The organism is Frankia sp. AvcI1 (assembly GCF_001420875.1).
In the GTDB taxonomy this organism is placed as follows: Bacteria; Actinomycetota; Actinomycetes; order Frankiales; family Frankiaceae; genus Frankia; species Frankia alni.
In genome coordinates this window covers 69,847-90,178 of the sequence record NZ_LJFZ01000030.1, presented here as the reverse complement: position 1 = coordinate 90,178, position 20,332 = coordinate 69,847, and the positions used below count along the sequence as shown (strand labels likewise).

Annotated in this window: 10 protein-coding genes and 26 pseudogenes; 6 read left to right on the top strand and 30 right to left on the bottom strand. The window is 72.1% G+C overall.

All coding sequences use genetic code 11. The features are described 5' to 3' along the window. The 13 genes and pseudogenes from UK94_RS65015 to UK94_RS64955 form a co-directional block, all read right to left on the bottom strand. Positions 1 to 484 (bottom strand): ATP-binding cassette domain-containing protein (locus UK94_RS65015; RefSeq protein ID WP_235489742.1); only part of this gene is annotated, 484 nt, incomplete at its 3' end. A 9-nt stretch (positions 485 to 493) separates the two neighbouring features. Continuing rightward, positions 494 to 963 (bottom strand): annotated as a pseudogene (locus UK94_RS65010) (ABC transporter permease); the annotation flags it as partial. 1 nt (position 964) lies between these two features. Further along, positions 965 to 1,038 (bottom strand): hypothetical protein (locus UK94_RS75015; RefSeq protein WP_268761615.1); only part of this gene is annotated, 74 nt, incomplete at its 3' end. Positions 1,039 to 1,399: 361 nt separating this feature from the next. Next, positions 1,400 to 1,641, bottom strand: a pseudogene (locus UK94_RS65005) (ABC transporter permease subunit); the annotation flags it as partial. 1 nt (position 1,642) lies between these two features. Then, positions 1,643 to 2,071 (bottom strand): ABC transporter permease subunit (locus UK94_RS65000; RefSeq protein ID WP_235489783.1); only part of this gene is annotated, 429 nt, incomplete at its 3' end. 598 nt (positions 2,072 to 2,669) lie between these two features. Next, positions 2,670 to 2,784, bottom strand: a pseudogene (locus UK94_RS64995) (hypothetical protein); the annotation flags it as partial. A gap of 21 nt (positions 2,785 to 2,805) precedes the next feature. Continuing rightward, a pseudogene (locus UK94_RS64985) lies at positions 2,806 to 2,884 on the bottom strand (hypothetical protein); the annotation flags it as partial. A 1-nt stretch (position 2,885) separates the two neighbouring features. Next, a pseudogene (locus UK94_RS64980) lies at positions 2,886 to 3,119 on the bottom strand (ABC transporter substrate-binding protein); the annotation flags it as partial. Between the two features lies 1 nt (position 3,120). Continuing rightward, positions 3,121 to 3,209: pseudogene (locus tag UK94_RS64975) on the bottom strand (hypothetical protein); the annotation flags it as partial. Between the two features lies 1 nt (position 3,210). Next, positions 3,211 to 3,291, bottom strand: a pseudogene (locus UK94_RS64970) (hypothetical protein); the annotation flags it as partial. A 1-nt stretch (position 3,292) separates the two neighbouring features. After that, positions 3,293 to 3,458 (bottom strand): annotated as a pseudogene (locus tag UK94_RS64965) (ABC transporter substrate-binding protein); the annotation flags it as partial. Position 3,459: 1 nt separating this feature from the next. Then, positions 3,460 to 3,667 (bottom strand): annotated as a pseudogene (locus UK94_RS64960) (ABC transporter substrate-binding protein); the annotation flags it as partial. 1 nt (position 3,668) lies between these two features. Next, on the bottom strand, positions 3,669 to 4,050 hold a 382-nt coding region (locus UK94_RS64955), incomplete at its 3' end, for an ABC transporter substrate-binding protein (protein ID WP_235489740.1). Between the two features lie 939 nt (positions 4,051 to 4,989). Here UK94_RS64955 and UK94_RS64950 point away from each other — a divergent pair. The 4 pseudogenes from UK94_RS64950 to UK94_RS64930 form a co-directional block, all read left to right on the top strand. Next, a pseudogene (locus UK94_RS64950) lies at positions 4,990 to 5,549 on the top strand (MFS transporter); the annotation flags it as partial. Between the two features lies 1 nt (position 5,550). Further along, positions 5,551 to 6,054: pseudogene (locus tag UK94_RS64945) on the top strand (MFS transporter); the annotation flags it as partial. 1 nt (position 6,055) lies between these two features. Beyond that, positions 6,056 to 6,152, top strand: a pseudogene (locus tag UK94_RS64940) (hypothetical protein); the annotation flags it as partial. Between the two features lie 25 nt (positions 6,153 to 6,177). Further along, a pseudogene (locus UK94_RS64930) lies at positions 6,178 to 6,480 on the top strand (MFS transporter); the annotation flags it as partial. A gap of 334 nt (positions 6,481 to 6,814) precedes the next feature. Here the strand turns inward: UK94_RS64930 and UK94_RS64925 are convergent. Both UK94_RS64925 and UK94_RS25165 read right to left on the bottom strand, forming a co-directional pair. Then, positions 6,815 to 6,913, bottom strand: a pseudogene (locus UK94_RS64925) (hypothetical protein); the annotation flags it as partial. A gap of 1 nt (position 6,914) precedes the next feature. Further along, a partial coding sequence (locus UK94_RS25165; protein WP_235489738.1) for an LLM class flavin-dependent oxidoreductase occupies positions 6,915 to 7,807 on the bottom strand: 893 nt, incomplete at its 3' end. A 377-nt stretch (positions 7,808 to 8,184) separates the two neighbouring features. Here UK94_RS25165 and UK94_RS76500 point away from each other — a divergent pair. Beyond that, positions 8,185 to 9,098: pseudogene (locus tag UK94_RS76500) on the top strand (cytochrome P450); the annotation flags it as partial. A gap of 397 nt (positions 9,099 to 9,495) precedes the next feature. After that, positions 9,496 to 9,713 (top strand): annotated as a pseudogene (locus tag UK94_RS64910) (helix-turn-helix domain-containing protein); the annotation flags it as partial. Between the two features lie 556 nt (positions 9,714 to 10,269). On the opposite strand, the pseudogene UK94_RS64905 reads toward UK94_RS64910, so the two are convergent. The 15 genes and pseudogenes from UK94_RS64905 to UK94_RS64850 form a co-directional block, all read right to left on the bottom strand. Continuing rightward, positions 10,270 to 10,465, bottom strand: a pseudogene (locus UK94_RS64905) (nuclear transport factor 2 family protein); the annotation flags it as partial. Between the two features lies 1 nt (position 10,466). After that, positions 10,467 to 10,659, bottom strand: a 193-nt coding sequence (locus UK94_RS64900) for a nuclear transport factor 2 family protein (RefSeq protein WP_268761614.1), incomplete at its 3' end; no start/stop codon positions are given. 135 nt (positions 10,660 to 10,794) lie between these two features. Continuing rightward, positions 10,795 to 10,947 (bottom strand): annotated as a pseudogene (locus tag UK94_RS64895) (hypothetical protein); the annotation flags it as partial. 1 nt (position 10,948) lies between these two features. After that, positions 10,949 to 11,179 (bottom strand): nuclear transport factor 2 family protein (locus tag UK94_RS64890; RefSeq protein WP_235489736.1); only part of this gene is annotated, 231 nt, incomplete at its 3' end. Continuing rightward, a pseudogene (locus UK94_RS25140) lies at positions 11,172 to 11,619 on the bottom strand (nuclear transport factor 2 family protein); the annotation flags it as partial. The pseudogene UK94_RS25140 and the gene UK94_RS64890, both read right to left, overlap by 8 nt. Before the next feature lies 1 nt (position 11,620). Next, a pseudogene (locus tag UK94_RS64885) lies at positions 11,621 to 11,699 on the bottom strand (nuclear transport factor 2 family protein); the annotation flags it as partial. A gap of 197 nt (positions 11,700 to 11,896) precedes the next feature. Continuing rightward, positions 11,897 to 12,422: pseudogene (locus UK94_RS64880) on the bottom strand (ABC transporter permease); the annotation flags it as partial. 388 nt (positions 12,423 to 12,810) lie between these two features. After that, a pseudogene (locus tag UK94_RS64875) lies at positions 12,811 to 13,349 on the bottom strand (ABC transporter permease); the annotation flags it as partial. A gap of 1 nt (position 13,350) precedes the next feature. Continuing rightward, a pseudogene (locus UK94_RS75005) lies at positions 13,351 to 13,464 on the bottom strand (ABC transporter permease); the annotation flags it as partial. Between the two features lie 394 nt (positions 13,465 to 13,858). Continuing rightward, positions 13,859 to 15,184: ABC transporter substrate-binding protein (locus UK94_RS25125; protein ID WP_235489776.1), on the bottom strand; the 1,326-nt coding region annotated here is incomplete at its 3' end. A 584-nt stretch (positions 15,185 to 15,768) separates the two neighbouring features. Continuing rightward, positions 15,769 to 16,519 (bottom strand): annotated as a pseudogene (locus tag UK94_RS64870) (alpha-hydroxy-acid oxidizing protein); the annotation flags it as partial. Position 16,520: 1 nt separating this feature from the next. After that, positions 16,521 to 17,028: alpha-hydroxy acid oxidase (locus UK94_RS64865; RefSeq protein WP_268761613.1), on the bottom strand; the 508-nt coding region annotated here is incomplete at its 3' end. Positions 17,029 to 17,154: 126 nt separating this feature from the next. Then, positions 17,155 to 18,512, bottom strand: a pseudogene (locus UK94_RS64860) (thioesterase domain-containing protein); the annotation flags it as partial. A gap of 1 nt (position 18,513) precedes the next feature. Beyond that, positions 18,514 to 19,160: pseudogene (locus UK94_RS64855) on the bottom strand (AMP-binding protein); the annotation flags it as partial. A 1-nt stretch (position 19,161) separates the two neighbouring features. Beyond that, on the bottom strand, positions 19,162 to 19,995 hold an 834-nt coding region (locus UK94_RS64850; protein WP_235489734.1), incomplete at its 3' end, for an AMP-binding protein. Positions 19,996 to 20,332: the final 337 nt, after the last annotated feature.

Genomic DNA, 20,332 nt, shown 5'->3' with positions numbered 1-20,332 from the left:
CCACCTCCGCCAGCAGGCGGACGACCTCCTCCTCGACGCGGCCGCGTTCGACGGTGCGGTGCTCTCGCAACGGCTCGCCGACCTCGGCGGCGATGGAACGCAGGGGGTCCAGCGAGCCCATCGCGTCCTGCAGGACGAAGCCGATCCTGCCGCCGCGCACCGAGCGCCACTGCCGGGATCCCAGCGTGCGCAGATCGAGGCCGTCGAACGACAACGCCCGCGCGCGCACCGCCGCGTTGTCGCCGGCCAGGCCCACCAGGCTGCGGGCGGTCACGCTCTTACCGGATCCGGACTCGCCGACGATCGCCACGATCTGGCCTCGTCGGATCTCGAAGGAGACTCCCCGCACCGCCTCCGCGACCTGCTGCTCCGGGGACGACCGGCGCTCCCGGGACGACTGATGCTCCCGAGCGAAGGAGACGCGCAGATCGCGCACCGCGAGCAACGGCTCGTCCCGCGCCGGCGGCCTGTTCGGCGCGCTCATCGGGTCAGNCCCTGGATCCGCTCCCCCACCACGGTGACGGCGAGCACGGCGATGGTGAGCGCCAGGCCGGGGAAGACCGCCGGCCACCAGGCCACCTCGAGGTAGTTGCGGCTGCCAGCCAGCATCGCCCCCCACTCGGCGGTCGGCGGCCGGGGGCCCAGCCCGACGAAGCTCAACGACGAGCTCGCCACGATCATGCTGCCGAGACCGACGGTGGCGAGCGCGACGATCGGTCCGACGGTGTTCGGGACGATGTGGCGCACCACCACCTGCAGTTTGCTCCATCCCAGCCCATGCGCGGCCTCGACGTAGTGACCGGACCGGACGCGGATGACCTCCGCCCGGGTCACCCGGGCGAAGCCGGGAATGCCAACGACCGCCAGGCCCACCGCGGCGTTCCTGCTGCCGGTGCCCAGGACGGCAACGACGAGAAAGACCAGGAGCAGGCCGGGCACCGACATGACGACGTCGAGCAGTCGNCTGATCACCTGGTCGACCACGCGGTTCGACTGGGCGGCGAGCACCCCCACCACGACGCCGCCGACCAGCGACATCAGGGACGCCCCGACCCCGATCAGCAGCGAGGGACGGGCGCCGTACACGATGCGCGCGTAGAGGTCACGGCCGTTCTGGTCGGTGCCGAACCAGTGGTCCCCGCTCGGCCCCCGCAGCNTGTGGCGCAGGTCGGCGGCGTTCGGGTCCACCCCGGTGAACAGCCCGGGAGCGGCCGCGACNCAGGCCAGCAGGAGCAGTACCGCGATCCCGAGCCCGAACCCGACCACGGATCGCCGACGGGGACGGCCCGCGCCGACGCGCCCGGGGATCAGCCCGATCCCCGTCTCGGCAAGCTCGGCGTCGAGCGGCTGCGACGCCCCGGTTGATCTCTGTGTGACTGCCATCGGTCTCCCCTCCTCGTCAGGTCCGCGTCCGCGGGTCGATGAACCAGGTGAGGATGTCGACCAGGACGTTGATGAGCACGAATGTCGTCGCCGCGACGAGGACGATCCCGATCACGACGGGCATGTCCCGGTTCTGGACGGCGGACAGCACCAGCCGGCCCATCCCGCGGCGCGAGAACACCGTCTCGATGATGATCGCCCCACCGATCAGGGAGCCGGAGATCCAGCCCAGCAGCGCCGTGGCCGGCAACAGGGCGTNCCGCAGCGTGTGCCGCAGGCGCACCGCGCCCTCGCTGATCCCCCGGGTGCGGGCCGTCACCACGAAGGGCTCGTCCAGCGCACGCAACATCCCCTCGCGCAGTACCCGGGTGGTCACCGCCACCGGCCCCGCGGCCAGCGCGACGGTGGGCAGCACGAGCCCGGCGGGAGACGACGACCCGATGGCGGGAAACCAGTGCAGGGAGAAGGAGAACACCGTCAGCAGGACAAGCCCCAGCCAGAACGGCGGAATGGCGACGACCAGCGATTCCACGGCGGCGACCACCGAGCGCAGCCACCGGCGGCGGGTGGCGCTGAGCGCCGCGAACAGCACCGAGGCGACCACCGTGGCCACGACCGTCGTCGCCACCAGGACGAGGGTGTCCGGGAGCTGCTCGATGATCGCTCGCCACACCGGCTTGCGCAGCATGTAGGACTCACCGAAGTCGCCCCGGACCACCCGGCCGAGGTAGGCGAAGTACCGCACCGGCAGCGGGTCGTCCAGCCGGTACCGCGAGATGAGCTCTGCCCGCACCTCCGGGCCGGCCTGGGACTGGGCGAGCATCACGTCGACCGTGTTGCCGTGCATCAGCTCGAGCAGGAGGAAGGTCGCCGTCACCGCNCCCCACAGCACCGCCACGGAGGCCAGCACCCGGGTCAGAACCAGCCGGGCCAACGGGGCGCCGAGGCGGCGGCGGCGCGCGCCGCCGTCCGGCGTCTCGTCGTGGGCCTCGGCCCCCGGTGCCGTCGAGGTCAGGAGCTCAGCCATGTGTCGTAGAAGATCGGGCTGCCGTCGATGGCGAAGGTGACATCCCGGACCGCGGAGCGGGCCGCGACCGTGGACAGGGGCGAGTAGATCGGGAACGATGCGGCGTCCGCGGTGAGCTGGCGCTGGGCCTGGCCGTAGACTCGCAGCCGTTCTGTCACGTTGTCGCTGGCCGCGGCCTGCAGGAAGAGCTTGTCCAGCTCGCTGTTGGNGGTTCGGGAGATGTTGTTGGCCAGCCCTCGGGTGGGCGAGGGAACGTTGNCCGAGCCGTAGAGGACCTTGAGAACCTCCGGGCCGGGGGAGGCGAAGTTCGTGTCGGCGAGCTCGTAGTCGGCGGACAGGATCCGGTCGACGTACGTGCCCTCGTCGATGTTCTCNTCGACGATCTCGATCCCGANCTCCTTGGCGGCGGCCTGAATCTGCACGGCCAGATCCTCGATGGACGGGTCGGACCACAGGTGGCGCAGCGTCAGGCGCNCGCCGTTCTTCGTCCGGTACCCCTTGGCGTCACGCGCCGTCCAACCCGCCTGGTCGAGCAGCCGGGCGGCCTCGGTGGGGTTGTAGGCGTACGCCGACTCCTGGGACTTGTCGTAGCCGAACGTCGTCGACGTCAGGACCCCGCGAGCGACGGGGTAGGCGCCGAAGTAGACGTTCTTGACGATCTGGGCCCAGTCGATCCCCGCCCGAAAGGCCTTGCGGACGGCAACGTCGGNCAGCACTCCCTTCTCGGTGTTCGGGAAGTACGTGTAGGGGATGCCGGGGAACGGCACCGAGAACAGGTGGAAGCCGTCGGCGGTACGCANCTCACGCAGGTTCACCGGGGACAGGTTGGTGATCGCGTCGACCTGCCCGCTGGTCAGCGCTCCGTAGCGGGCGGAGTTGTCNGGTGCGACCCGGATCCGGATCGCGTCCAGACGGGCGGGGCCGGTGTGTCCCGCGCCGGGCGGTGCCCAGGCGTAGTCGCGGTTGCGGACGTACTCGATCCCCTGCTGCTGACGGTAGCCGCCCGGGCTGGCGAACGGCCCGGTGCCGACGATGGTGGCACACAGCGNGTTGTTGCCCCGGGTGAGGGTCGCCGGCGACTCGATCCCGAGATTCGGGGTGGCCAGCGCGTCCAGCAGGGCCGAGGAGGGCTCCTTGAGCCGTATCTCCACGGTGTGCGCGTCGATCGCCCGCGAGGACTCGTAGCCGGTGAGGAGACTGGCCGCAAGCAACGACTTGGTCTTCGGGTTGACGATGTGTTCCAGGTTCGCCACCACCNCCGCGGCGTCGAAGCGTGCACCGTCGGTGAACCGCACGTCGTCCCGGAGGGTGAAGGTGTAGGCCTTGTGGTCCGCGGCGATGGTCCAACGACTGGCCAGCCAGGGTTTGATCGCCCCCTTGGGGTCCTGGTACACCAGCGAGTCCACGATCGGCCGGGAAACCACGCGGGCGGCGGCGCTCGGACTCTGATGCGGGTCCAGGCAGTCGGGCTCCCTGCCGATGGCGAGGTTCAGCGTTCCACCGTCTCGGGGGGCTTCCCCGTCCGCGGAACTACCCGATCCGCCGGCGCAGGACGATGCCAGCGCCAGGACGGCGCCGAGCGCGACCGCCGGCACCACCCGTCTTCTCGGGGCCGCACGAAACCGAACTCCGGAATTCATCCAACATCCATAATTGTCTCATCGAACTGACTGGTTAGCCTCGGCGATGCGCCTCGGCGCGGAGCTGGGCGCAGGGCGGCCGCGGGCGCCGGCGGCACACCGGATTCCCAATACACCGCAACGGCGCGTCACAGTGCCGGGCAATTCCTGAAAAGCCACCGGCGGCCTCGTGCAGGGCATTCCGAGTAAGCCGGTGGCCTGCGGAGGCTCCGCCGGCCATGACGTTACGGTCGCCGTCTAAAGCCGTTCTGAAGTCGAGCCGTACGCCGGCCAGGGCGCAGCGCGACCGCCGGCCCGCCCTGCAACAATGGCTCGGCCGACGGGACCGACACCGGGGGAGTACCGAGGGAGTACCGTGCTGGATCCCATGGGTCCGCGTGAGCCGTCCGTAGTTGATCTGACTGCTCTGACCTAATATCTCGACNGGAACTCCGGCCGCCCACCAGTCTCCTCGGCCGGGGGTGCGGGACATCCTCGACGGGCCACCCCGGGTGACCCGTCGGGCCCAGTTCGATTCCCTGTTCGACTACCGTGCGCAGCAGATCGGCTGCGTGGTGGTGTCTCCCGTGCACTGTCCCCGACCTACCTGTCCCACGGGCAGTGGGAGGTCGGCCGCGACGAGATCATCGAGTACGCCCGCCGGCTCGCCGCGCCCGGTGTGCCGACCGAGCTGCACCCGTATCCCGGGGCGTTCCACGTCTTCGAGGTGAAGGCGCCGGCGGCGCAGGTGGGCCAGGCCTCGCCCGAGGCGCAGGTGCCTGCGCTGCGGCGGGCCCTGACCAGCCGAGTCAGGCCTGGTCACGCCGTGCACGGCGCACCGCCCGCGGGCCGTCCACCCAAACCCTTGACTACCCGAGGCAGCCTCAGGTTAACTGATCGTCAATTAACCTGAGACTGGCTCAGGATATTGGGACGTGTGCAGCCGCGGAGGTTCCTGCCATGACCACAGCCACCAGTCCGCAGGGCGCCGCAACGGCGGCGCCACCGGGCGGATCGGGCCTGGCCCTGACCGCGATTGTGGGAGCGGAGTTCATGCTCCAGGTCGACGGGATGATCGTGAACGTCGCTCTGCCCGACACGCAGAGCGATCTCGGTCTCTCGACGACCTCGGCCTCCTGGGTGCTCAACGGCTTCTTCCTCGCCTTTGGCGGGCTCCTGCTCCTCAGCGGGCGGCTCGGCGACGTGTTCGGCCACCGCCGGCTGTTCCTTCTCGGCATCGGCCTGGTCGCCGGCGCCTCGCTGCTCGCCGGCCTCGCGCCCAACTTCGGCGTGCTGCTGACCGGGCGGGTACTGCAGGGCGCGGGCGCCGCCCTCGCCGGCCCCACCGGTCTGGCCCTGCTCTCCATGGTGTTCCAGGGCGAGCGCCAGCAACGCGCCTTCGGCCTCTACTCGACGATCACCGGTCTCGGCGCCGCCACCGGCCTCATCCTCGGCGGCATCCTCACCGGCGGGCTGGGCAGCTGGCGCTGGTGCCTGCTGGTCAACGTTCCCTTCGGGCTNATCATCCTGGTGATCGCCCTGCGATCACTCGGAACGGCCGCCGACGGCGCCCGCAGCCGGTCCCTGAGCCTGCCCAGCGCCGCGCTCGTCACCGCAGGCCTCACCGCGCTCGTCTACGGTCTCGTGCAGGCGGCCGACCGTGGCTGGGGCGACCTGTGGACGGTCGTGCCGCTCGCGATCACCGTCGTGGTCGCGGCCGCGCTGCTCGTCGTGGACCGCCGGGCCCCCGAGCCGCTGCTGCCCGGGCGGATCTTCACCAACCGGACCCGCGTCGGCGGGTTCATCAACCTGCTGCTGCTGTCGTCCGTGCTCGGCGGGTTCGTCTTCTACCTGTCCCAGTACCTGCAGACCACGCTGGACTACGGCGCCCTGCGCACCGGCCTGGCGATTCTCCCCTTCGGCCTCGCGCTGCTGGTCACCACGCAGCTCCTCACGAAGTGGCTCAGCGGTCTCGGCCTCACGACCCGGGGCACCATCGGGCTCGCCCTGCTCGCCCTCGGCGTGNCCTGGTTCATCCGCCTCGATGCGGACAGTGCCTACGCGGAGGGGGTGCTGCCCGGCCTCGTCGTCATGGGCCTCGGGGTCGGACTCGCGATCATCCCNCTCAACATGATCATTCTGTCGACNAGCCGTCCGGAGGACGTCGGCATCACCGCGGGCATCCTGCAGGCCGCGCTGACCGTCGGTGGCAGCATCGGCCTGGCGGTGCTGCTCATCCCGTTCAACGCCGGTGGCCGCCCGGTCGCGGAGAACATCAGCACCGTCTTCACCTGGGCCACCGTCGACTGCGTCGCCGGGTTCGTCGTAGCCGTGCTGTTCTGGTTCGGTCCCGGCCTGCGTCCATCCGCCACCCGCACGTCCTCCCCCGAGGCGACGGCCCCCGAGCCGCCCGCCCCCCGGGAGCCCGCGGCGGTCGAGTCCCGGTCCTGACCCCACCGGCGCGACGCGCCCCGCACCTGTCCAGGTGCGGGGCGCGTCTGACCCGCGGGCTGAAACAGCCGAGCACGCAGAAATGGCTCGTGTAAACCAGAAACGCCGCTGAAAACCAGAAACGCCGCGACGAACCGCATCCCCGTCGGTGACGGCAACCTCGCCGCCCGCTTCTGCGATGCGGAGACCGCCGGACTTCCCACCATCGACTGGCTTCTTGGCCGTCACCCGCCGGCCACGGCCGACGATGGCGGTGAGCGCGGCAGGAGACCACCGCGCCGGACGCCGCCAGTGCCCGACAATGGTGCCAACGGAGTCCTTGGTAACAGCTGAATCAAAGGGCGGCAGCGGCCTTGGCGAGCAGCTCGTAGGAGCGAATCCGCTGCTCCAGCCCGGGGATCTGCGAAAGGGCGAAGAACTCGTCCGCACCGGANTCACGCACCAGCGCCTCGAACCTCGGCGCCACGGTGGCCAACGAACCCACGAGCTGCGGGTCGATCCGCTCCCGGCGGAAGCTTTCCTCCGCGCTGCTGAAGCGGTGCCGCCGCGTCTCCTCCTCGGTCGGCAGCAGGGTGTCGGGGTCGGTCGTGCGCAGAATGATCTGGCCGAGGACGAACGCGTCGGCCAGCGAGTGCGCACGGTCGTCCGAGTCGGCGAGCACCACGATGGCGGACACCGCGCCGCGTGGATGTTCCAGGTGCACCGACGGCCGGAAGGCCTTGCGGTAGGCGTCGAGCGCGACGGGCGCGAGCCCCGGCACGATCGTGTGCGCAAAGACGTACTGCAGACCGCGCGCCCCCGCGAACGCGGCGCTGCTCGGGCTGGAGCCGACCAGCCAGAACTCGGGCGGGACCGCCGGCTCGGGAACCGCGCGTGCCTGCACGGGCCCGCCTGCGCGGTGGAAATACCCGACGAGCTCGTCGAGTTGGGCCGGGAAGCCACGCGGACGCGGGTCCCCCAACCGAGCGCCCACGGCGGCCGAGCCCCCCACAGCCCGGCCGATCCCGAGGTCGACCCGCCCGGGGTGCAGGGACCCGAGCACGCCGAACTGTTCAGCCACGTCGTACGGCGCATGGTTGGGCAGCAGCACGGCGCCCGAGCCGACCCGGATCGTGCCGGTGGCCGCGAGGATCTGCCCGGCAAGCACGGCGGGAGCCGAGGTGGCGAGCGCGGGCGTGCTGTGATGTTCGGCGACCCAGTACCGGCGGTAGCCCAGCGCCTCGACCGCGCGGGCGAGATCCACGGTGTCCCGCAGCGCGTCGGCGGCTGTGCCGGACCGCCACACCGGCACCGTGTCGTGCACCGAGACGAAGGATGGTTCGACCATCGGGTTCCTCTCCTGGCTGCCTCCCCAACGTAATGTGAGGCAGGCTCGATTTCGACTCGATCAGTCAAGCTGAGCTGGCCTCACGTTGTCAACATGCCCTCGTCACCGGCCCGGTTGCGGATCCGCCGGCCGTCCCGCCGCGCGATAAAGCCGTTCTAAAGCCGGCCGAGACGTCCATTGTCATCGCCAGGTGCCACATCTAGCGTGACCGCGTCGAACCCGGCGATCCTGACCCCGCGCCGGCACGGACAGCGAGGAGGGCTGCCTTCATGACCANCCCCACGCCGACGCTCCCGGACGCTCCGCCGTATCCCCGGCCTCGTGCGTGTCCCTACCAGCCGAGCCGCGAGTACCAGGAACTCGGCGAGCGGGGGCCGATGAACCGCGTCACCCTGTTCGACGGCGCAACGGCGTGGTTGGTCACCGGCCACTCGCACTCCCGCCGCCTGCTCGCCGACCCGCGGGTCTCCGCGGACCGGTCCCGCCCCGACTTCCCCGTCGTGCTCCCCCGCTTTGAGGCCGACGTGTTCAAGCCCCTGGCCATCATCGGGTTCGACCCGCCGCAGCACGGTTTGCAGCGCGGCCTGCTGACGGCGGACTTCAGCATGCGCTCGGTGCGCGCCAAGCGGGAATCCATCGAGCGGCTGGTCGAGTCGCTCGCCGACCGGATGCTGGCCGCCGGGCCGCCCGCCGACCTCGTCCTGGACTACTCCCTGCCGATCCCGTCGATGGTGGTCGCGGACCTGCTGGGCGTCCCCTACGCCGACCACCAGTTCTTCGAGGACGCCACCGTCCGGCTGCTGCAGGCGACCACCCCTCAGGGCGCGGAGGCCGCCGGTGAGGAGCTGCTGAACTACCTGGACGAGCAGATCCGGCTCCGGGAGCGCGATCCCGACGACACCCTGTTGTCCCGGCTGGGCGAGCACGTCCACGACGAGGGGCTGGGGCGCGACATCATCAACAAGATCGCGCTGGCGTTGCTCGTCGGCGGGCACGACACGACCAGCCAGATGATCGCCCTCGGCGTGGTGACGCTGCTGGACCACCCCGACCAGCTCGCCATCCTGCGGTCGGACCCCTCGGCGCTACCCGGTGTCGTCGAGGAACTGCTGCGCATGGTGTCGGTCACCGATCTCGCGGGCGTCCGGGTCGCCACCGAGGACGTGGAGATCGACGGACAGGTGATCGCGCGGGGCGAGGGCCTCATCTTCTGCAACTCGATGGCGAACCGGGATCCTGCGGTCTACGACGCGCCCTACGAGTTCGACGTGCGCCGCTCGGCGGACGACCCNCCGGCCACCCGGCGGCACCTGACCTTCGGCCACGGCCCCNACCAGTGCATCGGGCGCAATCTCGCCCGGATGGAGCTGNAGATCGCCTACCGCGTCCTGTTCGAGAAGATCCCGAACCTGCGGCTCGCCGTGCCGCGCGACGAGCTGCCCATGCGCCACGGCAGCACCATGCAGGGAGTCCACCGNCTCCCCGTCACCTGGTAGGGCGCTCGGCGGCGGAGCACGACCCCTCCACCGAGGTAGCATGAGACTGCCTCAGGTTACCGGTGCCGCCCAGGAGGGGTCACGTGGAGGACGCCGCGCCGTACATCGCCCACCGCCCCAGGCGGGCCGACGGCATCCGCAACTACGACGCGATGCTGGCCGCCGCGCGCAAGGCCTTCGAGACCGCGGGCNCCGACGCCTCCCTGGAGGACATCGCGGCGCAGGCGGGGGTCGCGATCGGCACCCTCTACCGGCACTTCCCGACCCGCGCGGCGCTCGTCGAGGCCACCACCCGTGACGGGCTCGCCTCGTTGATCTCCTATGCCGACGAGGTCCGCGCCTCGCTCCCCCCGTTCGAGGCACTGCGCTCCTGGATGGGCCAGGCCATCCAGCACTTCAGCACCTTCCGGNGCCTCGTGAGCATCCTCACCCGCAGCATGTACGACGACGGCACTCCCTCCCACGCCGCCTGCGCAGCCATGCACGGCAGCGGTGCACGGCTGCTGNGGGCCGCCCAGGACGCCGGCCAGGTCCGTGCGGACCTCACCCCCGACGAGCTGTTCGACCTGCTCACCGGCGCGGNCTGGGTCCGGGAGAACTCCCCCGCGGGGCCGGACGGCAGCGTGCGCTTCCTCGAACTCATCCTGGCCGGGGTCAGCACCCGCGGCGCGGGTTCCGCNGAATCTGCATGACCNTGTCAAGCCGTCGCCCTGGAGGACTGTGGCGCGAGTGCCGCCGGGACGTCGGCGAGACGAGGACGCGGTCCTCCTGGGAACGGCACTCCCTGCCTTCTCCACTGGGATAAATCAGACACCGAACCCTGTGGAGGAGGCAGGGAACCGCTCTCCCACGCACCCACCCTGCTCGCAGCAGTCGAGACAAGGCGCCGCGCCGGAATCCGGACACCCGGCGCGGCCCCTGGGGAACCCCACGATCACCGGGCCGGGNCGAGGTCCGGACGGGTGGTCAGTCGGCGGCCGGCGCCGCGGCGCGGGCGATGGAACGATTGCGGACGGCGAGCCGCCACGTACCGTCGGCGGCGCGGACCAGCCGGTCGTCGTAGCGGCCGAAGCCGGTCACCGCGTAGGTCCCGGCCTCGGTGACCTTGATGTTGACGACGTCGGTCAGTGCGTGCGCGCTGGAACCGGTGACCGTGATGGCCNATTCCCCGATCAGGTGCACGCCGCTCCACCCGGTGTCGGGGACCTTGTTGATCTCTGCTCGGATCGCCTCCCGGCCGTAGAGGGTGCCGCCCGGCGAGGTCAGGACCGTGTCGTCGGCCAGGTACGCCGCAATCCACTCGTCGTGGCGATGGCGGTCGTAGAGCTGAACGAGCCGAGCAATCAGAAGACGGATCTGCTCGATGTCGTNCTCCACGTCCCGCCCGCCATCACCGTCCGGCCCGCCATCACCGTCGCGCCCGATGTCACCGTCACGCCCGATGTCACGCATGGCCGTCGCCCTCGCTTCCTTCGGCCGCCGGCCGGCCANCCGGGGGCAGCAGGGGGGTGGGAAGCCGCCGTGCAAACGTCCAGCGGCCGGCACCGTCCCGGACCAGCTCGTCCTCCAGCCGGACCACCGACGTGATCGAGAAGCCGCCCGCCGGGTCAAGACGGACGGTGAAGCTGTCGGTCGAGGCGTGGGNGACGGGCCCGTCGATCTCGATGACCGGGATGCTCAGGAAGTTCACGGTGTGGGACTCTGCGGGTGGCGCGAGCCCCAGCAGGGCGCGTACCGCCTGCGGCCCCTCGGCCAGGGCACCCCAGACGGTCGTCTCGCTCGTGTACTGGGCGATCCACTCCTCGTCGCGATGGTCGTCGTGCGCCTGGGCAACCCGGGCCAGCACGGTCGCGACGTCCTGGACGTCGTCACTCATGTCCGCCTCCGGCCACGAGCGAGTGCTCCGCGCCGGCCGGCTGGCGCGCGGCGAGCGGCATGTGGGTGACCAGCCGGGCGGTGAACCGCCACCGCCCGTCGGCGCCGCGGACGAAGTCGTCCTCGTACCGGCCGGCGGCGGCGACCTCGTACCGGTGCTCGACGGCATCGGCGGGCGCTGGCCCGGTTCCGGCACCCGCACCCGCGGCCGCAGGCAGCCGGTCGGCGAGCCGCACGAGGGCGAAGTCGGTGGCGGCGTGGGCCCGCCCGCCGGCGACATCGATCACCGGCTCACTCAGGAAGTGCGTGGCGCGCCAGCGCCCGGACGCCCCAGCGCGAAAGTGCGCCAGGACCTCGCCACGGCCCTGGTACAGCCCATCGCCCTCCGGCAGCGGATCGTCCTCCGTCCGATAGGTGAAGTCGTCGACGACGAGGTGTTCGNCCCACTGGTCGTGGCGCTCGCGGTCGCCCAGGTGCGCGAACCGCGCGATGAGCGTACGGATGTCCCCGATATCGGTCACGGGTCTCCTTGTAGGTCCGGTCGAGGGATTCCTGATGAAGCGAAGACCGGCCGAGTCATGGCCGGTCGGGCGCAGGCCGGTCGAGTGCAGGCCGGTCGGGTGCAGGGCCGTCCGTCCGGCGGCGACCGAGCGGCCGTGGGGGTCGCGGCACCGCGGGCGCGGGCCGTGGAGCACGGCGGACGGGGGTGTCCGGTCATCTAGCGCGGGCCGGCCGGGGTGTCGAAGGCCTGGGAGATCCGGTTGAGGGCCAGGACGGTGACCACGACGACGAGGCCGGGCGCGGCCGTCATCCACCAGCCGGTGTCGAGGTAGCCCCGACCGTCCGCGACGAGTGCCCCCCATTCCGGGGTCGGCGGCTGGGCGCCGAAGCCGAGGAACCCCAACGCGGCGACCGCCAGGATCGCCCCGCCGAACTCCAGCGCGGTCAGCGCGAGCACGGGCCCCCGGGTGTGGGGCAGGATGTGCCGGCGCAGCACCGACAGTGGCCGCGCGCCCGCGACGAAGGCGGCCTCGACGTACGCCTGATCCCGCACCCGCATCGCCTCCGCCCGCATGAGCCGGGCGAAGCTCGCGATCGAGCTCGTGCCGACCGCGAGGGCCGTCTGAACGGGGCCGAAACCGAACGCGGTGACCAGCATCGTCGCCAGCAGCAGCGACGGCACGGAAAGGACCACGTCGACGAGCCGCATGACCGCGGCATCGACCATCCCCCCGACGAAGCCCNCGGCCAGGCCCACGAGCGACCCCGCGACCAGTCCGACCAGCACGGCGATGGCCGCGCAGGACAGGGACAGGCCCGCCCCGTGCACGACCCGCGCGAACAGGTCGCGGCCGAGCTGGTCGGTGCCGAACAGGTGCGCGCCGCCGGGCGGGTGCAGCTTCGCGGCGGGCCGCACCCGCAGGGGATCCGTGCCGGTGAACGCGGCGGGGGCCAGCGCCGCCGCGACAGCCAGCACGACGACGACGACGGAGGCCGCGAGGATCGGCTGGCGCAGCACACCACGACCGATCTCCCGGCCCCGCCGGGACCGGCCGCCGCGANCCCGCTCGGCCGGCGGCCCACCGATGCCACCGTCGTGCGGGGCAGGGCCGCGGGCCGTCGCGAGCCCACTCATCGGCGCCTGGTTCCGGTCAGCGTGACCTGCGGGTCGAGGAGGGGATGCGCCAGATCGACCAGGAGGTTGACGGTGACGAACACGACCGCGAAGAACACGACCAGGGCCTGCACGACAGGGATGTCCTTCGAGGTCACGGCGGCCTCGACCACCCGACCCAGCCCGGGGCGGGAGAACACGGTCTCCACCACGACGGACCCTGCCAGCAGGTTGCCGACCAGGACGCCGGCGACGGCCAGCACCGGCGGCAGCGCGTTGCGCAGGGCATGGCGCTGGTGGATGCGCCACCGGCCGAGCCCCTTCGCCCGCGCGGTCGTCACGTGCGGGTCGGCCAGGACCCGCCACAGGCTCGCGGCCAGCATCCGCGCGAGGAAGGCCGCGGTCGGCACCGCCAACGTGACGGCGGGCAGGATCAGCCCCCGCGGCCCGGTGTCACCGAAGGCGGGCAGCAGGTGCCAGTGAAACGAGAGCACCTGGAGGAGGACCAGCCCGATCCAGAACGACGGGACGGCCACCCCGAGTGCCGGCAGGGCCANCAGGAACCGCTGCGTCGAGCGGGCGCGGGTGGCGGTGGCCCCCAGTGCCAGCGCCCATCCGACGAGCGCGGCGACGACGAGCGCCGCGCCGGCGAGTTCGATGGTCGACGGCAACGCGCCGCCGATGATGTCCAGCGCCGACTGGCCACGCTGCAGCGACCGGCCGAAGTCCAGGTGCAGGGCATCCCAGAGGTTCGTCAGGTACTGGGCGGGGGGCGAGCGGTCGACGCCGTACTCGGNCCGCAGCTGGGCTATCTGCTGCGAGGTCACCGAGATGACGCCNCTGCTGCTCACCATCATCTCGACCGGATCCCCGGGCACGAGGTAGAGGATGACGAACGACAGCGTGTAGGCCGCCCACACGACGAATACCGAATGCNCCAGNCGGACGGCCAGGTAACGCCCGAGCGCCTGTCCCTGTCCCCGTCCCCGTGCGGCGGCGGGGGCGGGGGCGGCCAGCTCAGCCATTGCCGAGCCAGGTGTCGTAGAGGAACAGGTTCGCGGAGGNGGTGAAGGAGAATCCGCGCACGTTCTTCGCCAGTCCCACCACGGCCGGGATCTCGTACACCGGTACCGTGATGCCGTCGTCGACGGCGAGCTGCTGTGCCTCGCCGACCACCTTCCTGCGCTGCGCGTCGTCCACGGTGGCCGCCTGGCGGGCCAGGGCGGCGTTGAGGCGATCCGCGGGTGAGCCGGGGGCCGGCGGGATGACGGGCCCGGGCAGCACGATCTTGGCCCGCAGGATGTCCGGGTCCGTCCGGAAGGCCCCCGCTCCCCAGGCGTAGTCACCGATTCCGCGCTGCATGGCCGGAAATGCCTGCCCGGTCACGAACTGGCGCAGCGTCAGTTCGACGCCCACGTCGCGCAGTTGCTGCTGGATCAGTTCCAGCACCTGCTGGTCGGCGCCGCCGTTGGTCGTCCAGGCGACCGCGAGGGTCAGCCGCTGTCCCCCGCGCCGTCGGATCCCGTCCGGCCCCGCCGCCCAGCCCGCGGCGTCGAGCAGTTTCCTGGCACCGGCCGGGTCGTAGGCGAGGGAGTCACCGAGATTGACGTATCCCGGGGTCGAGGCCGCCAGGATGCTCGTCGCGACCTTGTAGTCGTCGCTGAGCACCGTGCTGACAACCTCCGCGCGGTTGACCGCCTTGACCACGGCACGGCGGACACTCGAGTCGTCGATGGCGGGCCGGGAGACGAACGGGTTCAGTGACAGGCACGCGACGACCCCGGGGATGACCTTCGTCGCGACGGTGAGGCCTGCCTGCCGGACCTGGCCGGTGTCCTGCACCGGCAGTGCGGTCACGCCGCCGACCTGCCCGGACCTGAGCGCGCCGGCCCGCACCCCGCCGTCGGTGATGATCGAATAGGTGATCTTGTCCAGGTAGGCGTCGCCGGTGTGCCGCGCGGTGGCCGGCGCCCAGCGGTACCCGACCCGCCGGTGCACGGTCACGGACTGCCGGGGCACGTAGGAGTCCAGCACGAACGGCCCGGAACCGACGATCCCGGCGAGGCAGCGGTCGGCCGGCGGCCGGGCGACGGTGGCCGAGGACAGCAGTCCCAGGCTCACCGTCGACGTGGCCTGCAGGAACTGCGCGTTGGGCTGGCCGAAGCGCACCCTGGCCGTCAGCGAGTCGACGACGTCGGTCCCCCGGTAGCCGGCGAGATAGCTCGACGCCAGCGGGGCCCGCCCGCCCGCCCGGACGACCGCGTCGAAGTTCTCCTGCACCGTGGTCGCACTCAGCGCCGAACCATCGCTGAAGGTGATTCCCGGCCGCAGGTGGAACGTGAACGCGGTGGCGTCCGGACTGACCTGCCACGACGAGGCGAGCCACGGCACGATGGCGTTCGTCTTCGGATCCTGCGCAGTCAGCGAGTCGACGATCGACCGCTCGATGTTGACGGCGTCGGCGATACCCGACTGCGCAGGATCGAGGCAGACCGGATCGACACCGAGGCCCAGGCGCAGGTTCCCACCNGTCCGCGGCGGCNCGTCGCCCCCCGCGCCCCCGGCGCCCGCCGGGCCACCGCTGCCGCCGCACCCGGCGAGACCAAATCCGAGAATGGCCACCAGCCCGATGGGCAGTATACGAACGAACCGGAAACCGCGCATTGCCACGAAAAAACTCCCCCAAATGATCCGACGAGTGCCGACCGCGACGAGAATGCGGGTTTCCAGCTGCTCTTNGGATTCGGCAGCCGCGGAATGGCAGTCGTCCGTACGACTCCAAGAATTCTCTCGAACGTCCCTGAAGCGCGGCTAAAGCGGAAACGGAGCACACACCCCGACTGCCGACAGCCCGACCGCCGACGACACCGCCCGGGAACGCCTGTACTCCGACGGCATCCAGGCCATGCTCGACGGCCTGGGAATCGAGGCCGCGGCGCCCTCCCCACCACGCACCACCGGTAGAGCGGGCCGGCCTACGGCGTCGACGGTGACAGGGTGGCGGGGATGCGCGCGCCCGAGACGAGGCTGCGGTCGAGGTCCGCCACGGTCGCGGCGCCGAGCAGGGCCATCGCGCGGTCGAACTCGGCGCGCAGCAGCTCGATCACCCGCAGGACGCCGGCCTCACCGCCCGCGGCCAGGCCGTACAGGTAGGGCCGCCCCACGAAGACACCCGCGGCGCCGAGGGCGAGCGCCTTGGCCACGTCGTTGCCACGCCGGACACCTCCGTCGAGGAACACCGCGAGCCGGCCCGCCGCCGCGTCGACCACCTCCGGCAGGATGTCGATGGTCGCGGGGACGCCGTCGAGCTGCCGTCCGCCGTGGTTCGAGACGACAACCCCGTCGACGCCCAGCTCGACGAGCCGGTCGCACTCGTCGGAGCGCATCAGGCCCTTGAGGAGCAACGGGCCCGCCCACAACGACCGGATCCGCTCGACATCCGCCCAGGTGACGCAGTCCGACGACGACGCGATCGTCGCGCGGGTCTGGTCGAGGCTCAGCGGCGACGGACGGCCGGGACCACCGGCACCACCGGCATCGCCGGCACCACCGGGACCGCCGGCACCACCGGGACCGCCGGCACCACCGGGACCGCCGGCACCACCGACGCCGAGCTGGCCGCGCAGGTAGTCGACCTTGCCGCGGACGAAGTCGGCCGCCCACGCCGGCTTGCCGGCCCCCTGCAGCAGCGTTCTGGGATGCGGCGGTCGACTCATGAGTCGGTTGNGTGTGTCGCGCTCCCGGTTACCGAGGACCGGCGTGTCGATGGTGATGGCCAGCGCCCGGTAACCGGCCGCCGCGATCCGCCGGACGAAGTCGTCGACCTCGGCGCGGTCGGGGGGCAGGTAGAGCTGGTACCACAGGGGGCCGGTCGAGTGCGCGGCGACGTCCTCGAGCGGGAAGGCGGCCACGGTGCTCTGCATGTACACGACGTCCGCCCGCGCCGCGGCCCTCGCCACGGCGATCTCCGCGCTCGATCGGGCGAGGCGGCCCGCGCCCGTGGGCGCCAGCATGATCGGCATCGACAGACGTTCGCCGAACACGGTCGTCGAGAGGTCTCGCGTGGCGACGTCGGCGAGCGGCCGCGGCCGGAACTCGATGCGGTCGAACGCCGTGCGGTTGCGCCGCAGCGACACCTCGTCGCCGGCGCCGCCCGCCAGGGCGTCGAAGACCACCCGGGGAAGCCGTCGGCGCGCCAGCCTCCGGACGTCCTCGACGTTGACTGCGTCCTGCACCCTCACGAACGGACCTTTCGCTGTCGGCGGGTCACGGGAGCGTGATCCTCCCCGCCGCCGGGATTGTCAGTCGGTCCACCAGCCGCCCGGCCGGCCTCACGCCAGGAGCACCCACGCGCCGGCCGGTCAGGCCCTGCGGGGACTGGTGCGGCCGGCGAGGACCGCCCGGATGTCGGCCGTGATCTCGCTGACGACGGGTTCGCGCAGCACGGTGTCGTGGTCGCCGCCCACGGTGCGGTAGGTCGCCTCGCCGGTCAGCAGCGCGCGCCAGACGTCCCGGCGGTGCGCCGGCGACGCGGTCGCCGTGTAGACCAGCGCCCGCCCGTTCCAGGGCCTGGGCCGGTACAGCCTGGTGAGCACCCGGGACTGGTCGTAGAAGACGTCGTACTGGTTCATGCCCCTGAACTGGACGACGCCGGCCAACGGAAGTTGGGCCGCGCGCCAGGCCCGGCTGAGCAGGCCCCGTGCGGCCGCCCGTGCGGCGACTCCCGCGGCGCGCGCCGGTCCCGTGGTCGGTCCCCCGGCCTGGTCCGATCGCCCGGCCTGGTCCGATCGCCCAGCCTGGTCCGCAGCCGCGGCCGGGTGCGAGGTCCTGGTCGGGTGCGACGTCGTGGTCGGGTGCGACGTCGTGGTCGGGCTCCCTGGCAGCGCGGAGGGCAGCACCCCGCCCGCGAAGACGCCGCCGGCCGGGTCGGGCGGGAAGCTGTCGATGAGGATCAGCAGCTCGACGTGCCCGCCGGCCTCGGTGAGCAGCCGGGCGGTCTCGAAGGCGACGAGGCCGCCGAAGGAGTGGCCGGCCAGATGGTAGGGGCCGGCGGGTTGGAGCAGGCGCAGGGTGCGGGCGTGGCGGCGGGCGGCGGCGTGGATGGACCAGTCGGGCAGGCCGCGGTATTCCAGGCCGTGGGCCTGGATGCCGTAGACGGGGCGCTCGCCGTCGAAGTGGCGGGCGAAGCCGAGCATGCCGATGGCCAGTCCGCCGGCGCCGCAGAAGCAGAACAGGGGCGGCCCGTCGCCGGTGGTGCGCAGCGGCACGACGGTCGGGTGGCGCAGCACGTCGGTACCGACGTTGCGCAGGCGGACGGTGAACTCGGCGACAGTGGGGGCGTCGGCGACGGTGGAGGTGGGCAGGTCGACGCCGAGCTCGTCGGCGATCCTGGTGAGCAGCTCCTCGGCGATGAGGGAGTCGCCGCCGAGTTCGACGAAGTCGTCGTGGATGCCGACGTCGTCGAGGTGCAGGGCGGCGGCCCACACGCCGGCGACGGCCTCCTCCCACTGGTCGCGGGGCGGGTCCTGCTCCGGTTTCGGGCCGGTGGGGGCGGGGGGCAGGTTCAGACGGTCGACCTTGCTGCGGTCGGTCCGCGGCAGCGCGGGGACCAGCATGACGACGGCCGGCACCATGTAGGACGGCAGCTTGGCCCGCAGCAGGCGCCTGATCGAGGCCGGGGAGACCCGGGCGCCGGTCGCGGGCACGACGTAGGCGACCANCCGGGTGCGCTGCGTGCTCCGATCGGCCACGACGACGGCCTCGCGCACGTCCGCGCTCGCGAGCAGGGCGGACTCGATCTCGATCGGCTCGACCAGGTACCCGCGGATCTTCACGGCGGCGTCGTTGCGGCCGACGACGCGGAGCTGGCCGTCGGCGTCGAGGCGCCCGAGGTCGCCGGTGCGGTAGGTGGGCGTGCCGTCCGGATCGACGCCGAACCGCGCGGCGCTCACCGCCGGCGCCCGCCAGTAGCCGCCCGTGATGAAGTGGCCCGCCACGACGATCTCACCCGTCTGTCCGGGGGGCAGCTCGACGCCGTCCGGCGAGATCACCCGGACCGCGACGTCGACGACCGGCCGCCCGGCCGGCATCACGCCGTCGGGCAGGTCCTCGTCCGACCAGATCGGCGCGCAGGTCGCGGTGCCGAGTTCCGAGGCCCCGTAGGAGACCAGGAACGCCGCTGTTGCCGGCAGGTGACTGCGGGCCAGGGCGACGTCGCGGGCGTAGATCGCCTCGCCGACCGACAGGACGAACCGCAGGTCGCCGAGCACCTCGTCCGGCTCGAGGCAGCCGAACACGGTACGGATCAGCGCCGGCGTGGCCACGATGCCGGCCGGCCGGGTGGCGCGCAGCCAGTCGGCCAGGTCGCNCACGCCGCGGACCCGGGGGTCGTACATCTCGAGGGTGGTACCGAAGACCAGGCCGCCGATCATCCGGTTCATCCCCGAGATGAAGGAGTACGGCAGGAACAGCGGCAGTCGGTCGCCCGGCACCGGCCGCATCACGTCCCGGACCTGGATGGCGTAGTGGATGCCCAGCAGGGCGCGGTGGTGCCACACGACGCCCTTGGGCACTCCGGTCGAGCCGGAGGTGAAGATGAGCACCGCCGGATCGGTGTCGACCCGGCGCGGCGCGGTCGACGCCACCCTGGCGGCCAGCGCCGGGGACCAGCCGGCGGCGCGCTCGTCGCCGACGTCGACCGTCGTCGCGATCCCCGGCAGCGCGGCGGCGGTCCGCTGGTCGGCGGAGCCGACCGGCCCGGTGACGCACACCGGGGCCCCGGCCAGTCCGACGATCTGCGCGAGGCGGTCGGGGGGAGTCAGCCGGTCGAGGGGCACGCAGGGCCGGCCGCTCGCGATGACACCCAGGACGGCGGCGATCCCGCTCGCGTCGTGGGGCAGCAGCACCGCGACGGGCGTGTCCGGGTCGGCCGCGGCCGGCTCCCGCAGGATCCGCTCGGCGACGACGTCCACCCAGGCGACGAGCTCGGCGAAGGTGACGGCCCGGTGCTCGTCGCGGACCGCCACGACGTCGCGGCAGACCGCGGCGACGACCCTGATCCGGTCGACGACGTTGCCGAACCGGTCGTCGGGCCGCAGCGGCGGCGGCGCCGGCGGCGCGACCGACGCCGACGCCGGCACCGGCACCGGCGTTGGCGCCGACCTCGACACCGACGTCGGCGGGGAGAGCGGGCCTTTCCTCATGTCAGCCGGGTCGGTCGCCCAGGGACGGACGGTATTGTCATGGCGCCTCCCGGGCGGGCATTGGTAGGGGAGCCGTGACCGCGCGCTCCGATCGGCTCAGATTCAACACGAACGACTTTGCGACCCGCCACCCACCTCCGTAGTAATCATTGACGTAAATGCGTGGTTGCCCGGAACCCCTGCCCTCCCGACCCGGGCCGCCACGAAGCGCCACCGCATCTCGGCACCACCAGCTCTTCGGTGCCCGGTGGCAGATTTCACACGAATCCGATGGCACTTACGACTGACCCCGCCCATCGAGAACTGGGCACCNCCACCGAGGGGGAACTCCCATCGA